This window comes from Brevundimonas sp. R86498 (assembly GCF_044598075.1).
Taxonomy (GTDB): domain Bacteria; phylum Pseudomonadota; class Alphaproteobacteria; order Caulobacterales; family Caulobacteraceae; genus Brevundimonas.
This window is the reverse complement of record NZ_CP139004.1, coordinates 462,454-476,396: the sequence shown is the minus strand read 5'-3', so window position 1 is coordinate 476,396 and position 13,943 is coordinate 462,454. Positions and strand designations below refer to the sequence as shown.

The following is a 13,943-nucleotide window of genomic DNA, read 5'->3' as shown; positions in this document are numbered from 1 at the left end:
TGCTCCCGCCATTAACGGGACTTTCGCCTTCGTCTGGGACAAGGATGACCCAACTGTCAGAGCCCGCGCTTGACCGACCTGTCGCGATCCCTTGATGCCCGCACCACCCTGGCCCGGCCCGATCTGGCTGCCCAGGCGCTGGAGGGGCTTGTCCGGGCCGACACCTTCCGGCCGGTCCAGCCGATGCGGGCCACCGCACCCGTCAGCGATATCCATGCCGAGGCCTCGCCGGCGTCCGAACGCATCGACCAGCTCCTGCATGGCGAGGTCTTCGATGTGCTGGATCGCCGCGGCGGCCGGGTCTGGGGTCAGGCGCGGCGCGACGGGGTCGTGGGCTGGATGGATGCGTCGGCGCTCGAACCCCAGCGGGGCCTCCCGAACCGCCGTGTGAGCGCAACCCGGTCCGCCCTGCCGCTGAACGCCCTTGTCGACCCGGCCACCCCGGCGTCTCCGGATCATGCACCCATCGGCGTGTTCGAGACTGATCCCGTGGCCGTTGCCGAACGCCTGCTGGGTGTGCCCCACAGTCTCGGGGCCCGCTCCTCCGTGGCGACCGACTGTTCGGGACTGGTGCAGCAATCCCTGTTCGCCTGCGGCCTGCCCGGGCCGCGACGGGCGCATGAACAGGCTGAACTGGGTCACCCTGTTGCACGCGATGCGGCCCGGCGCGGAGACATCGTGGTCTGGCTGTCTGCCCCGGCCGGCCAGAGCTGGACCGGCCATTCGGCCTTCATGCTGGACGACGCCCACATCATCCACGCCACCGGCCATCATGGCCAGGTGGTGACCGAGGCCCTGGCGGAAGCCGACGCCCGGTGCCTCGCCGACGGCCTCGCGCCTGCTGTCTTCCGCCGGCTGGGCTGAAACGAAAACAGGCGGCCCAAGGGCCGCCTGTCTGTCGTCAATCAGGATCGATCAGGTGTTCGGGGGGGCCAGGCTGTCCGCGGCGGGCGGGGCGACGTCGCTCGTCTGGACGCGGGGCTGGCCGGCGATGCCCGTGACGGGCGCGCCCGGCGATGCGGGAACATCGGGCGTGCCCTCAAGGGTGCGTGTGTCGTCGATGGCGGGTTCACCGGTCTCGACGGCACCCGGCTGGCGGGCCGGATCCGGTGCCGGCACCGGATAGGCCGCCGACCCCTGGGTCCGCAACCAGGCAATCAGATTGGTCCGCGCCGTGGTATCCCGCAGGCCCGCGAACGACATCTTGGTGCCGTTCACATAGCGGTTCGGGGCGGTAATGAACTGATCCAGCTCATCAAAGCCCCAGATCGGGGCTTCGTCCTTGTGCGCGATCATGGCGTCGGAATAGGCGAAGCCGGCGGCATGCAGGACCGGACCGCCGACCACGCCGTAAAGGTTTGGTCCGATGCCGTTGGGTCCGCCGGCATTGATGGTGTGGCAGGCCTGGCAGCGGGCGAAGGCCGCCTCACCGGCGGCCAGGTCGGCGACCGGGATCAGGGTGCCCCAGTCGGGTGCCAGCTCGACTTCGGCCGCACCGCCCTCGGCTTCCTCGGGGGCATTGACGAAATAGCCCATCTTCTCGGGCGTTTCCGTCGCATAGATCGCGCCGGACACCTGCTGCACCAGCAGGATGGCGAGCGCCGTACCGAGACCGGCACCGAAAATCTTGTTCCACTTCAGATCGCCGCTCATCGCGTCGTCGCATCCCGTCTCTGGAGGCCCGTCGCGCTCGCGCGTTCCGGGCGAATTTCTTGCGTGGCGGTCTCTGACACGCTAGCGCCGCCTTCGCAACCGGCCCCGCAGTCCCGAAGGGTGCCGGGGCGTCGCAGGTGGACCCTGACCATGAAACCCCTGATCCTGATCCCGACCCGAATGGCTGCCACCCGGCTCCCCGGCAAGCCTCTGGCCGACATCGGCGGCAAGCCCATGATCGTGCGGGCGTGGGAGCAGGCCATGGTGTCCGGCCTGCCGGTCGCCGTGGCGGCGGGTGACCCCGAAATCGTCGCCGTGGTCGAGGCGGCGGGCGGCCGCGCCGTCCTGACCGACCCGGCCCTGCCCAGCGGCTCCGACCGCGTCCTGGCCGCGCTGGAGACCCTCGATCCGGAGGGGGAATACGACGCCATCATCAACCTGCAGGGCGACATGCCCTTCGCCGACCCCGGCCTGGCCACCGCCTGCGCCGCCCTCCTGCATGGCGAGCCGACCTGCGACATCGCCACTCTCGTCGCGCCCGAGGCGGACCCCTCCGACCGGACCAATGTGGATGTGGTCAAGGCGGTCCTGGCCCTCGCCGAGGGCGAGCGTCACGCCCGGGCGCTCTACTTCACGCGGTCGACCCTCTACGGCGACGCCCCCGTCTGGCGTCACATCGGCCTCTATGGCTACCGCCGCGAGGCCCTCAGACGCTTCTGCGCCGCCCCGCCGTCGCCGCTGGAGCAGCGCGAGAGGCTGGAACAGCTGCGGGCGCTGGAACTGGGCCTGTCGATCTGGGCCGCCGTCATCGCCGAAGCCCCCATCTCGGTCGACAATCCGGCGGACCTCGAGGCGGCGCGGCGGTCGGTCTGAGGCGAGTTTCTCCCTCCCCCTCGGGGGAGGGTGGCTGAGCGCAGCGAAGCCGGGTGGGGGCGGCAAGGCGAGACCTTACAGGCCTGTGTCTGCATCACCGGCCCTTCCCACCCCGTCGCTACGCGACGACCCTCCCCCGAGGGGGAGGGAGAACGCTAGCTTACTCCGCCTCTTCCCCCACCCACGCCTCAAGCAAGGTCCGCGCGATCGCGAATTTCGGCGGGGCCTTGATGGTGTGCGTTCCTGCCAGCACCGCCCGCGCCTCATCCCGCGTCAGCCATGCCACTTCTTCGAGTTCGGTTTGGTCCGGCCTCGCGTCGTCATCGCTGACCTCGGCGATCAGCCCGATCATGAGCTGGCTGGGGAACGGCCACGGCTGGCTGGAGTGATAGCGCACCGCCGTCACCGTCAGCCCCGCCTCCTCCTGCACCTCGCGTGCGCAGGCCTCCTCGATCGTCTCGCCGGGTTCGAGGAATCCCGCCAGGGCCGACATCCGCCCCGCCGGCCAGGCCGCCTGCCGCCCCAGCAGGCAGCGGTCCTGGAACACCGGCAGCATGATGGTCACCGGATCGACGCGCGGAAAATGCTCCGTCTTGCAGGCCGGGCAGATCCGCTTCCACCCGCCGCAGGCCGTCTCGCTCTCCTGGCCGCAGTTGGCACAGAAGCCGTGCCGCCGCCGCCAGTCGAACAGCGACTTGGCTCCACCGGCCATGGCCGCGTCCGCCCCCGATAGCACCGCCGCCGCCTCGCGCATCTCCGTGAACGCCCCCAGACCGCGCACAGGACCCGTCGCCGGATCCGCCGCCCCCTCGAACTCCACCGCGAAACACGGCACGCCCTTCCACAGCCCGAGGAACAGCTCGCGGTCCCCGTCCCGGATCAGGTCCCGGGCGTGGCTGAGCGCGATCCACGCCAGCCGCGGCCCGTCGGGGTGGTCCTCCAGCAACGGCTTGCCGTCCCAGAACACCAGCGACAGGGCCTCGATATTGGCGGCCTGCTCCTCCAGCCAGTCGGGACTGTTCCTCTGGTCGCCGGCGCGGTCCAGCGGATTGCCGGCAAAGGTGTTCAGGACGGGGAGGGCCATGGCCGTTCCCTAGCCGGGATCGACGGGGCCGGGGAGGGGGTCCCTTGATCTCGGCCGCGCGATTGGCGATATGGGGGGTGGAGATCGCGGGCGAAGGCTTCGCCAACCTGGTCAGGGCCGGAAGGCAGCAGCCACAACGAATTCCCCTTCGGGTCGCGGTCTCCACTTCCCCATCCTTGATGCGCTAACGCTCGCGACGCGGTCGCTCGCTGCTTGAGCGCAGGTTGTCGCGCTACCGCTCGGCTCGCGGAGCCTCGCTGCTTGAGCGCATTCCTCCCCCATCGGGGGAGGGGGACCGCCGCGCGCTTGCGCGGGGGTGGAGGGGGCCCGCCGCACACGCCGGCCTTCGGGAACCTCGACCGCCGCCGCCCGCTCCCTTGGCCCACCCCACCGGAGCGACCCCATGAGCATTCTCGGCAACATCCTCGGCAAGATCTTCAACCGCAAGGACGCGCCGAAGACGCCGTCCGCCCCGCCGCAGCCGGCCCCGACCGCGACGCCGGTCCAGCCCCCGGTGGTGCCGGCCGCCGCCGCGCCCGCCACGGCCCCCGTCGATGTCGCCGGCATCCTCGACTTCATGAACGACCAGCGCGACCAGAAGCTGAACTGGCGCACCTCCATTGTCGACCTGATGAAGCTGCTGGGCATGGAAAGCTCGCTCGCCGAGCGCAAGCAACTGGCCGACGAGCTGGGCTACACCGGCGACACCTCGGACTCGGCCAGCATGAACATCTGGCTGCACAAACAGGTGCTGCAGAAGATCGTCGACAACGGCGGCCAGCTGCCGCGCGACCTCACCGCCTGATCCGGCCCGGTCCATCCCCGCGAAAGCGGGGGTGGACGACAGGCGGGAGTCGCCCCGCACGGCCAAGTCGCGGTAAGACGGTCCCATGACCGACGTCGACCTTGATTCCGGCGATCCGCCCTGGGCGGAGGACGACGCGCCCGAGCGCGACGTCAACACCGACGACATGTTCGGCGCGCCCGCCGCTGCGCCCGCGCCGGCGGCGGCGCAACCCGCCGTCCCGGGTCCCGCACCAGTCGCTGACGACGCCCATCGCAACGACGGCGAGGCCTATACGGTCCTGGCCCGCAAATACCGGCCCAGGACATTCGAGGACATGATCGGTCAGGAGGCCATGGTGAGGACGCTCACCAATGCCTTCGCCACCGGCCGCATCGCCCACGCCTTCATGCTGACCGGGGTGCGCGGGGTGGGCAAGACCACCACCGCCCGCCTCCTGGCCCGCGCCCTGAACAACGAGACCGACGTCATCGACCGGCCCTCGCTGGAGCTGACCGCCCACGGCCGCCACGACGCGGCGATCATGGCCGGCCAGCATATGGATGTGATGGAGATGGACGCCGCGTCCCACACCGGGGTCAACGACATCCGCGACATCCTCGAAAGCGTCCGCTACGCGCCGGTCGAGGCCCGCTACAAGGTCTACGTCCTCGACGAAGTCCACATGCTCTCGAACCAGGCCTTCAACGCCCTGCTGAAGACCCTGGAAGAGCCGCCGCCCCACGCCAAATTCATCTTCGCCACCACCGAGATCCGCAAGGTCCCGGTGACCATCCTCAGCCGCTGCCAGCGTTTCGACCTGCGCCGCGTCGAGCCCGAGATCCTGGTCGAACACCTGTCGCGCATCGCCGGGCGCGAGGGCATGACGGTCGAGGACGACGCGCTGGCCCTCATCGCCCGCGCCGCCGAGGGCTCGGTCCGCGACGGCCTCTCCCTGCTGGATCAGGCCCTGGTCCAGGGCGAGCGCGGCCAGCCCGTGGCCACCGACACGGTCCGCGACATGCTGGGGCTGGCCGACCGCAGCCAGACCATCGCCCTGTTCGAACAGATCATGGCTGGCCGCACGCCCGAGGCGCTGGAGACCTTCCGCACCCTGTACGGCTATGGGGCCGATCCGGTGCAGGTCACCAACGACCTGCTGGAACACTGCCACGCCGCCTCGGTCGCCAAGATGCTGGGGCCCAATGCCACCCGCCTGCCCAATGACCAGGCCCAGCGGCTGGCCGCCATGGGATCGGCCGTCTCGGCCGGCACCCTGTCGCGCACCTGGTCCATGCTGCTTAAGGCCCTGGACGAGGTCCGGCGCGCCCCCAGCCCGGCGGATGCGGTCGAGATGGCCATTGTCCGCCTCGCCTATGCCGCCGACCTGCCGGGGCCGGAGGAGGCGCTGAAGAAGCTCCAGTCCGGCGAGCCCATGGGCGGCGGGTCCGGCTCGGGCGCGCCCCGGGGCGGCGGCGGCGGCGGAGCCTCGGCCCAGCTGGCCGCCCGTCCGGCCGCCGCGCCCGCCTACCCCGACCCCCAGACCTTCGAAGCCGTGGTCGCCCTGATCGGCGAACGGCGCGAGATCGCCCTGCAGATGGACGTCCAGCGCTACGTCCGCCCGGTGTCCTTCAAGCCCGGGGCCCTGACCTATGAACCGGTCGAGGGCGCGCCCACCAACCTCGCCACCCGCCTGTCGGGCCGGCTCAAGGAATGGACCGGTCGCCAGTGGTTCGTCATCGCCAACGGCCAGGGCGGCGGCGAGACCCTGATCGAACAGGAGCGGAAAGCCACCGCCTCCATCCGCGCCGAGGTTGAATCCGACCCGTTCGTGCTGGCCGTCATGGCCGCCTTCCCCGGTGCCACCGTCGGCGACATCAAGACCCTCGCCCCGGCGGTGGAGATGCCGAGCATTCCGGACGAGATCGAGGACGATCAGGACTAGTTTTTCCGCTCATCCCCGCGAAAGCGGGGACCCAGTCCTTTCGAGAGGCAGGCTGTGGCCTTCTACGCCTACATCGTCACCAATCAGCGAAACGGAACGCTCTACACAGGCTCGACAGACGGGTTGATCCTGCGCACGACCCAACATCGGGAGAAGACGTTCAAAGGCTTCACCGCGAAGTACGGATGCGCGATGCTGGTTTGGTACGAACAGCATCCGATGCGCCATGACGCCTTCGTTCGCGAACGCCGGATCAAGAAATGGAACCGCGTCTGGAAGCTGGAGCTGATCGAGAAAATGAATCCGGGCTGGCGCGATCTTTTTGAAGACCTGTTCTGAGGCTCTCACTGGGTCCCCGCTTTCGCGGGGATGAGCGGATGGAATTCAGGTCGGAAAGGCTTATCTAGACGTCATGAAAGATCTCAACGCCCTGATGCAACAGGCCCAGGCGATGCAGCAGAAGCTGCAGGACGCCCAGGCGAAGATGGCCGAAACCACTGCCGAGGGCACCTCGGGCGGGGGTCTGGTGACGATCACCCTGAAGGGTGCCGGCGAGATCACCGCGGTGAAGATCGACGACAGTCTGATGGTCCCGGGCGACACCGAGATCCTGGCCGATCTGATCGTCGCCGCCCATGCGGACGCCAAACGCCGGCTGGACGCCATCAATGGCGAGCTGATGCGCGAGGCGGCCGGGCCGCTGGCGGGCATGAACATCCCCGGCATGCCCAAACTGTTCTAGGCATCCAGACCCAAGCATGGCCGCCTCCGCCGGACCCGAGATCGAGCGGCTGATCGCGCTTCTGGCCAAATTGCCGGGGCTGGGACCCCGCTCGGCCCGGCGCGCGGCGCTCGCCCTGCTCAAAAAGCGCGAGACCCTGCTGGAGCCGCTGGCCGCGTCGCTGGCCGAGACGGCGGCCAGGGTCGTGTCCTGTTCGGTCTGCGGCACGCCCGACACCCGCGATCCCTGCTCCATCTGTTCGGACGGATCCCGCGACAACGGCCTGATCTGCGTGGTCGAGGAGGCGGGGTCGCTGTGGGCCATGGAGCGGTCGGGGGCCTTCCGCGGCAAATACCATGTGCTGGGCGGTCTGCTGTCGGCGCTGGACGGGGTCGGCCCCGAAGCGTTGCGGGTGGCCGAACTGGTCGGCCGGGTCCGGGGCGGTGAGGTGCGCGAGATCGTCCTGGCCCTGCCGGCAACCGTCGATGGCCAGACCACGGCCCACTATCTGGCCGAGCGTGTCGCCGGCAACGGGGTGGAGGTCACCTCCCTGGCGCGCGGTGTGCCGGTGGGCGGCGACCTCGACTGGCTGGACGACGGCACCATCGTCCAGGCGCTTCGGGCCCGCCGGCCGGCGTGATAGGATCCGCCCATGGCGGACGACCTGACTCCACCGGCGAACGACCTGTACGCGCGGGACTATGTCGCCTGGACCGAGGCCCAGGCGGCGGCCCTGCGCGCGCGCGGAGCCGGCCCGACCGCCCTCGACCATGACACTCTGGCCGGGGAGATCGAGGATTTGGGCAAGTCCGAGGTCTACGCCTGCCAGTCGATGGTGGAGCGGATCATCGAACATCTGCTCAAGCTTCAGTTCGTGGCCTCGCCTCAGGATCACGCCCATTGGCGCGGCGAGCTGGTCAATTTCCGCGGTCAGCTCGAGGACCGGCTGTCCCGCACGATCCAGAACCGGCTTCTGGCCCGGCGTCAAACGCTGTTCCTGCGGCAGCTCAAGGCGTTGTCCCGCCGCGAGCTGATCGCCGATGCCGATCGCGTGATGTCAGAGCTGCCGGACGGCTACAGCTGGGACCAGATCGTCGACCCGGACTGGTACCCGGTCCCGTCCGGCCGGGGATGACGGGGCACCCGTGCCGGGACTTCGGGTCCACCCGGCCATATGATACCTTGCCCTTATGGCGGATGATCTGATCAGACCGGCGAACGACCTGTACGACCGGGACTATGTCGCCTGGGCGGAGTCGCAGGCGGCGGCCCTGCGGGCGGGCGCGGCGGGTCATCGCGCGCTCGACTACGACCATCTGGCCGAGGAGATCGAGGATTTGGGCAAGTCGGAGCAGAGGGCTTGCCGCAGCCTCGTCGAACGCATCATCGAACACATGCTGAAGCTGGAGTTCATTCGCAGCGCAAATGACGTCACCCACTGGCAGGGCGAGATTCTCGCGTTCCGGGATCGCCTGGACGATACCCTCACGCCGACGATCCGGATCCGGATCCAGCACGATCTGCCGCTCCTGACCGCGCGGCAGATCAGGCTTCTCGACAGGAGGGGCCTTCTGGCGGACGTGGACGGGGTGAAAGCCAGGGTCGGCTCTGGCTACAGCTGGGAGCAGATCGTTGATCCGGACTGGTATCCGGTGCCGCGCGACAACGACTAACGAGGGGGCCGAACGGCTACGTCCGTTTCTGACGTATCGGTATGCGAGGATCCGGAATCAGCCTGCCCGGCCCCTGTCTGCGGAGCGCTGATCCGGACTCAGCGGACTCAACGGACTCGCATGAAGCCGGAGAGTCCCGATCCCGAAGCGGACTCAGCGGACTCAACGGACTCTGTTTTTTGAGTCCCGATGGGTCGGCATGGCGCGGAGGGCCGACTCCGGCTAGGAACGGAGCATGAACACCCTCTCGATCGTCCTGCTCGTCGTCTGCCTGGCCCTCGGGGCCGGCTTCCTGTGGGCCTTCCTCGGCTGGCAGGCCGCGAAGGGGGCCATCGTCTCGGCGCAGGAGAAGATCGCCCTGCTCGAGGACAGCCGCGTCACCATGGGCGAGTTCCTCAAGGCCCAGGCCGCCCAGTCGGCCCAGGCCGTGGCCGACCAGATGGTGACCCGCGCCACCGAGACCTTCCAGGCCCAGGACCGGGTCGCCCGCGAACGGATGGAGGCCCAGCTCAAGCCCGTGGCCGAGACCCTGGTCAAGTTCGAGGCCCAGGTGGCGGCGCTGGAAAAGGCCCGGGCCGAGGAGACCGGCAGCCTCAAGGAACAGCTGTCGGCCCTGATGATCGCCTCCTCGGCCACCCGCGACGAGGCCAAGCGTCTGACCGAGGTGCTGCGCGGCAACACCGGGCGGCGCGGCCGTTGGGGCGAACAGACCTGCCGCAATGTGCTGGAGGCCGCGGGCATGGCCGGCCGGTTCGACTTCGACGAACAGTCCTCCAGCGCCAGCGACGAGGGCCGCCAGATGCGCCCGGACTTTCTGGTCCGCCTGCCCGGCGGCGGCCTGTTCGTGATCGACGCCAAGGTGCCGCTCGCCTTCCCCGACGCCGCCGAACCCGACGACGAGGCCCGCGACGCCGCCATGTCGGCCCGCAACGCCGCCAGCATCAAGAGCCACGTCCGAGATCTGGCCGCCAAGGCCTATCAGGACCAGTTCAAGCCCAGCCCCGACTTCGTCGCCCTGTTCGTCCCGTCCGACGCCTTCCTGTCGGCGGCGCTGGACCGCGAACCCGAACTGATGACCGATGCGATGGCCCGGCGGGTGATCATCGTCACCCCCTCGACCCTGTTCGCCCTGTGCAAGGCCGTGGCCTACGGCTGGCGGGCCGAGGAACAGTCGCGCAACGCCGACGAGGTCGCGAAACTGGGCAAGGAACTGTACAAGCGCCTGTCGGTGCTGGGCGGCCACGTCTCCGGCCTGGGCCGCGCCCTGGAGCAGGCGGTCGGCAAGTACAACCAGTTCGTCGGCTCGCTGGAGAGCCAGGTCATGGTCTCGGCCCGCCGCTTCGAGGATCTCCAGGTTGACCATGAGGGCAAGGAGCTGCCGGCCCTGCCCGCCGTCGACCAGGCCCCCCGCCCGGTCAGCCGCCCGGAATTGATCCTCGACCGTACGGCCACGGGGTAGGCGCGAGCCCCCAGGCTTTGACAAGCTCGCTTGACAGCGGGGCCGCCTGATGTAAAACACCCTTGTCAAACAGGTAGGGGTCGCTTTTTCCATGTACACGGAGGGTCAGGTGTCGGCACATCCCTTGAGGCGCTACGCGGTCGTGCTGGGTGTCTGCGTGCTGGCGGGCGGTATCGCCGGCGGGCTGAGCGGCGGGCTGGCCGCCGTGCTGGGTTCGACCAGTCCCCTCAGCCTTGCGGTGACTGTTGTAGCCACCACTCTCGGCATGGCCGCCGGCATATGGGCTTGCCTGCGCTGGTGGCGGACCCTCGATGAAGCGGCGCAGGAGGCTCACAAATGGGCCTGGTGGTGGGGAAGCACCGGCGGCCTGGCGCTGGGGGGCATTGCCCTGCTCACCGTCATGATCGCCGCGCTCGATAGAGACCTGGTCATCGCGCTCCCGGCCCAGAACCTGATCTATCTTGCCGCCCTCGGCACGGTCGGGGTCCAGGCGACGGGCTACGGCATCGCCTGGGCCGTGTGGTGGCTGAAGCGGCGGTGATCCCATGAACAATCACCTCAAGGCCCTGCGCGCCGAGCGTAGCTGGAGCCAGGCGGACCTTGCCGCAGCCCTCGGCGTCTCGCGCCAGACCGTCAATGCGCTGGAGACTGGCCGCTACGACCCTTCCCTGCCGCTCGCCTTCCGGATCGCCCGCGTCTTCGAACAACCGATCGAGTCCATCTTCTCCGATGGGGAAGCCTCATCGTGACGTCCGCCACCCTCCCATCTCCCCTGCTCAGGAAAGACTCATGACCCTCACACGCCGCCTCAAGTCCACGACCGCTGCCGTCGGGCGCGCCGCCTTCGGAGTCGCTCTCGGGCTCAGCCTTGCCGCTGCCCTGCTGGCTTCGGCTCCCGCCGCCCTCGCGCAGGATGCGGTTGTACCGTCGCCCTTGCGTGCCGTCGCTCCCGCCTCTGGTCAGGGCCCGGCCCTGTGGTCGGTCTCCGATTCGGACTCGACCATCTATCTGTTCGGCACCGTCCATGTCCTGCGCCCCGAGACCGCCTGGGGGTCCCCCCGGGTCGACGCCGCCTTCGACGGCGCAAGCTCGGTAATTCTGGAGATCTCCAATCCCGACGACCAGGCCGCGATTGCACCGCTGATCCAGCAGTACGGAATTTCGCCCGACCGCCCCCTCTCCACGCTGCTGACCGCCGACGAGATCGCCCATCTGGATACGGCCGCCCAGTCGATCGGTGCCACCGCCGCCCAACTGGACCCGCTCCGGCCCTGGCTGGTGGCCCTGTCCCTGTCCGTGGCACCCATACTGAAGGCCGGCTACGATCCCCAGTCCGGGGTCGAGGCCATCCTGAAGGCGCGGGCCGAGGCGGCCGGCAAGCCGGTCACCGGGCTGGAGACAATCGACAAGCAGGTGGGCATTCTGGCGGGTCTGTCGGAAGAGACCCAGCTCGCCTTCCTGCGTGCAACCCTCGAAGCCTATGACGAGGCGACCACCGAACTGGACGCCCTGGTCGCAGCGTGGGCGACCGGAGACGTGGAGGCCATCAACCGCCTTGGCGTGATCGAGATGCGCGAGACGTCAGAAGAGGTCTATCAGGCCCTGCTGGTGCGGCGGAACGCTGACTGGGCCGACCAGATCCAGACCCTGCTGGCCGGATCCGGCACCGTCTTCATTGCTGTTGGCAGTGCCCATCTGGCGGGCGAGGACAGTGTCCAGGAAATCCTCTCTGACCGTGGCGTTCAGGTCACGCGTCAGTAGATCGCCCCGATCGGGTGGCCTGGCGGCGACGCCGGGCCACCGATGACCCGGTCGGGAGACTGGAGCGGGCGGCGGGAATCGAACCCGCACGAAAAGCTTGGGAAGCTTTCAGGCTACCACTACATCACGCCCGCGGAGCCGGGGCAAACTAGCGCAATCCCGTCGCGGCTCAAGGGGCTCCAGCCTGGACTGCAAAGAATGTTGTTTCTGCAAAAACGATCCGGAGACGGAGGGGTCGTTGCGAAACGGACATCAAGTAATCAGACCAGGCGAAACTTTGAAGTTATGTCAGTAAACTGACCAGTTGTAACAAACTGCGTATTTTCTGTCACCTCAACTTTGCAAAGGCGACCTAAACGAGGCATCGGGATGGCTGTTTCCGTGTCGGAATGACGCGCGGCGATCCGCACATTCAAACGCGAGGGACTCCCCGATGCTTCGACTGACCAAAGTTCTGCTGGCCGGTACGGCCGTGATGGCCCTGGCCGCCTGCGGCTCGGCCGAGGTTGCCTCGCCCGGCGAAGGCGATTTCGGCGGCGGCACGCCGACCGGCCCGACCACGCCGACCACGCCCGCTCCAGGCACCCCCGCGGCCGACTGCCCGGCCGGCCTGTCCAACATCGGCCTGGTCGCCAACGGCACGCTGCGCGCCTGCCAGTTGCCGCAGGACATCATCGGCAACCTGACCCTGTCGGTCCGCGCCGGCACCGTCTATGCCATCGCCGGTCGCACCCAGGTCGGTGTCGACCGCGGCATCGACCCGGCCGCCCCCACGGGCTCGCAGGGCATCCTGACGATCGATCCGGGTGTGCGCATCTTCGCCTCGGGCGGCTCGGACTATCTGATCGTCAACCGCGGCTCGCAGATCTTCGCCGAGGGCACCGCCACCAACCCGATCATCTTCACCAGCCGCCAGAACATCGAGGGCACCACCACCCTGACCTCGCAAGGCCAGTGGGGCGGCCTTGTGATCGCCGGTCGCGCGCCGCAGGCCAACTGCCAGCTGACCGCCCCGGTGACCTGCACCGGCCAGGTCGAGGGCACCTCGGCCTTCTACGGCGGCAACACCCCGACCGATAACTCGGGTCGCATCCGCTACGTCCAGATCAAGTTCTCGGGCTTCGAAATCTCGACCGGCAACGAGCTGCAGGGCCTGACCATGGCCGGCGTCGGTTCGGGCACCACGGTCGAGTTCGTCCAGATCCACAACTCCTCGGATGACGGCATCGAAATCTTCGGTGGCAACGTCAACCTGCGCCGCGTGGTCATCACCGGCGCCGACGACGACGGTCTGGACACCGACACCGGCTGGCGCGGTGGTGCCCAGTTCGGCATCGTGACCCAGCGCGCCCCGAACTCGACCAGCCGTTCGGCCGGCTTCGAGTTCTCCTCGGCCCCGGCCGCGACGCCGCTGGCCTCGCGCTATGTCTCGCAGCCCAAGATCGCCAACTTCACCCTGGTGGGTCGCGTCGCCCCGACCGATGCCCACACCGTCGCCCACTTCGATACGGGTACGGACGCCACGATCATCAACTCGGTCTTCACCGCCGCGGCCGGCTCGGTCGCCGGCTGCCTTGACATCGCCGACGCCGACACGGCCACCAGCCAGCCGGTGTTCCAGTTGGTGTTCATGTCCTGCCCGGTATCCTACCGGCCGAGCAACGCGACCCGTTCGGCCGCGACCTTCGTCCAGGCCCCGAGCGCCGGCAACACCGCCGCCGGCACCAGCACGCTGACGGCCCCGACCGGTGCCACCCTGACCAACCAGACCCTGACCTTCATCAACGGCGCCAACGAAGCCGCCGTGACCCCGGTCAACGCACCGGCGGTCTACAGCTTCTTCACGGCCACCACCTTCATCGGTGCCGTCCAGAACGCTGCTGACACCTGGTACGCCGGCTGGTCCTGCGGCCTGTCGGGCAACACGAACTGCTGATGACGGAAGCGCGGCGGCGGCCTGACCGGGTCGCCGCCGACTTTCCCGCTTTCC

The 13,943-nt window shown here is 68.8% G+C and carries 16 protein-coding genes, 1 tRNA gene and 1 other RNA gene; 15 read left to right on the top strand and 3 right to left on the bottom strand.

Features of this window, described 5'->3' with window-relative positions; all coding sequences use genetic code 11:
- The first annotated feature begins 69 nt into the window (after window positions 1-69).
- Complete coding sequence (locus SJY26_RS02410) at window positions 70-864, top strand: NlpC/P60 family protein (protein ID WP_396594570.1); 795 nt, start codon at window positions 70-72, stop codon at window positions 862-864.
- Between the two features lie 51 nt (window positions 865-915).
- On the opposite strand, the gene SJY26_RS02405 is transcribed toward SJY26_RS02410, so the two are convergent.
- Complete coding sequence (locus tag SJY26_RS02405; protein ID WP_396594569.1) at window positions 916-1,653, bottom strand: c-type cytochrome; 738 nt, start codon at window positions 1,651-1,653, stop codon at window positions 916-918.
- A gap of 150 nt (window positions 1,654-1,803) precedes the next feature.
- Here SJY26_RS02405 and SJY26_RS02400 point away from each other — a divergent pair, with 150 nt between their 5' ends.
- A complete protein-coding gene (locus tag SJY26_RS02400; protein ID WP_396594568.1) occupies window positions 1,804-2,526 on the top strand; it encodes a 3-deoxy-manno-octulosonate cytidylyltransferase in 723 nt (240 codons plus the stop codon).
- A gap of 160 nt (window positions 2,527-2,686) precedes the next feature.
- On the opposite strand, the gene nudC is transcribed toward SJY26_RS02400, so the two are convergent.
- A complete protein-coding gene (gene nudC, locus SJY26_RS02395) occupies window positions 2,687-3,610 on the bottom strand; it encodes an NAD(+) diphosphatase (protein ID WP_396594567.1) in 924 nt (307 codons plus the stop codon).
- 75 nt (window positions 3,611-3,685) lie between these two features.
- On the opposite strand from nudC, the gene ffs reads away from it, so the two are divergent.
- The 12 genes from ffs to SJY26_RS02335 all read left to right on the top strand — a co-directional run bounded on the left by ffs (window position 3,686) and on the right by SJY26_RS02335 (window position 11,953).
- Window positions 3,686-3,781, top strand: an RNA gene (gene ffs / locus SJY26_RS02390) — signal recognition particle sRNA small type.
- A gap of 232 nt (window positions 3,782-4,013) precedes the next feature.
- Window positions 4,014-4,415 (top strand): DUF3597 domain-containing protein, encoded by a 402-nt coding sequence (locus SJY26_RS02385; protein WP_396594566.1) that lies wholly within the window; start codon window positions 4,014-4,016, stop codon window positions 4,413-4,415.
- An 85-nt stretch (window positions 4,416-4,500) separates the two neighbouring features.
- A complete protein-coding gene (locus tag SJY26_RS02380) occupies window positions 4,501-6,339 on the top strand; it encodes a DNA polymerase III subunit gamma/tau (protein ID WP_396594565.1) in 1,839 nt (612 codons plus the stop codon).
- 54 nt (window positions 6,340-6,393) lie between these two features.
- On the top strand, window positions 6,394-6,678 hold the full coding sequence (locus tag SJY26_RS02375; RefSeq protein WP_396594564.1) for a GIY-YIG nuclease family protein: 285 nt from the start codon (window positions 6,394-6,396) through the stop codon (window positions 6,676-6,678).
- A 73-nt stretch (window positions 6,679-6,751) separates the two neighbouring features.
- A complete protein-coding gene (locus tag SJY26_RS02370; RefSeq protein ID WP_396594563.1) occupies window positions 6,752-7,081 on the top strand; it encodes a YbaB/EbfC family nucleoid-associated protein in 330 nt (109 codons plus the stop codon).
- A 16-nt stretch (window positions 7,082-7,097) separates the two neighbouring features.
- The gene (gene recR, locus SJY26_RS02365; RefSeq protein WP_305641537.1) at window positions 7,098-7,700 is read left to right on the top strand and encodes a recombination mediator RecR; all 603 of its coding nucleotides are present in this window, start codon (window positions 7,098-7,100) and stop codon (window positions 7,698-7,700) included.
- Between the two features lie 12 nt (window positions 7,701-7,712).
- Window positions 7,713-8,195 (top strand): DUF29 domain-containing protein, encoded by a 483-nt coding sequence (locus SJY26_RS02360; RefSeq protein WP_396594562.1) that lies wholly within the window; start codon window positions 7,713-7,715, stop codon window positions 8,193-8,195.
- A 55-nt stretch (window positions 8,196-8,250) separates the two neighbouring features.
- Window positions 8,251-8,733, top strand: a complete 483-nt coding sequence (locus SJY26_RS02355) for a DUF29 domain-containing protein (protein WP_396594561.1) — start codon at window positions 8,251-8,253, stop codon at window positions 8,731-8,733.
- A gap of 235 nt (window positions 8,734-8,968) precedes the next feature.
- Window positions 8,969-10,192, top strand: coding sequence for a DNA recombination protein RmuC (locus SJY26_RS02350; RefSeq protein WP_396594560.1), 1,224 nt, complete (start codon window positions 8,969-8,971; stop codon window positions 10,190-10,192).
- Between the two features lie 109 nt (window positions 10,193-10,301).
- Entirely contained in the window at window positions 10,302-10,733 is a 432-nt protein-coding gene (locus SJY26_RS02345) for a hypothetical protein (RefSeq protein ID WP_396594559.1), read from the top strand.
- A 4-nt stretch (window positions 10,734-10,737) separates the two neighbouring features.
- A complete protein-coding gene (locus tag SJY26_RS02340; protein ID WP_396594558.1) occupies window positions 10,738-10,941 on the top strand; it encodes a helix-turn-helix transcriptional regulator in 204 nt (67 codons plus the stop codon).
- A gap of 40 nt (window positions 10,942-10,981) precedes the next feature.
- Complete coding sequence (locus tag SJY26_RS02335) at window positions 10,982-11,953, top strand: TraB/GumN family protein (RefSeq protein ID WP_396594557.1); 972 nt, start codon at window positions 10,982-10,984, stop codon at window positions 11,951-11,953.
- 60 nt (window positions 11,954-12,013) lie between these two features.
- Here SJY26_RS02335 and SJY26_RS02330 read toward each other — a convergent pair.
- Window positions 12,014-12,087 (bottom strand) — tRNA-Gly (locus SJY26_RS02330).
- A 299-nt stretch (window positions 12,088-12,386) separates the two neighbouring features.
- Between SJY26_RS02330 and SJY26_RS02325 the strand changes: the two genes are divergently transcribed.
- Window positions 12,387-13,889 (top strand): hypothetical protein, encoded by a 1,503-nt coding sequence (locus tag SJY26_RS02325; RefSeq protein WP_396594556.1) that lies wholly within the window; start codon window positions 12,387-12,389, stop codon window positions 13,887-13,889.
- Window positions 13,890-13,943: the final 54 nt, after the last annotated feature.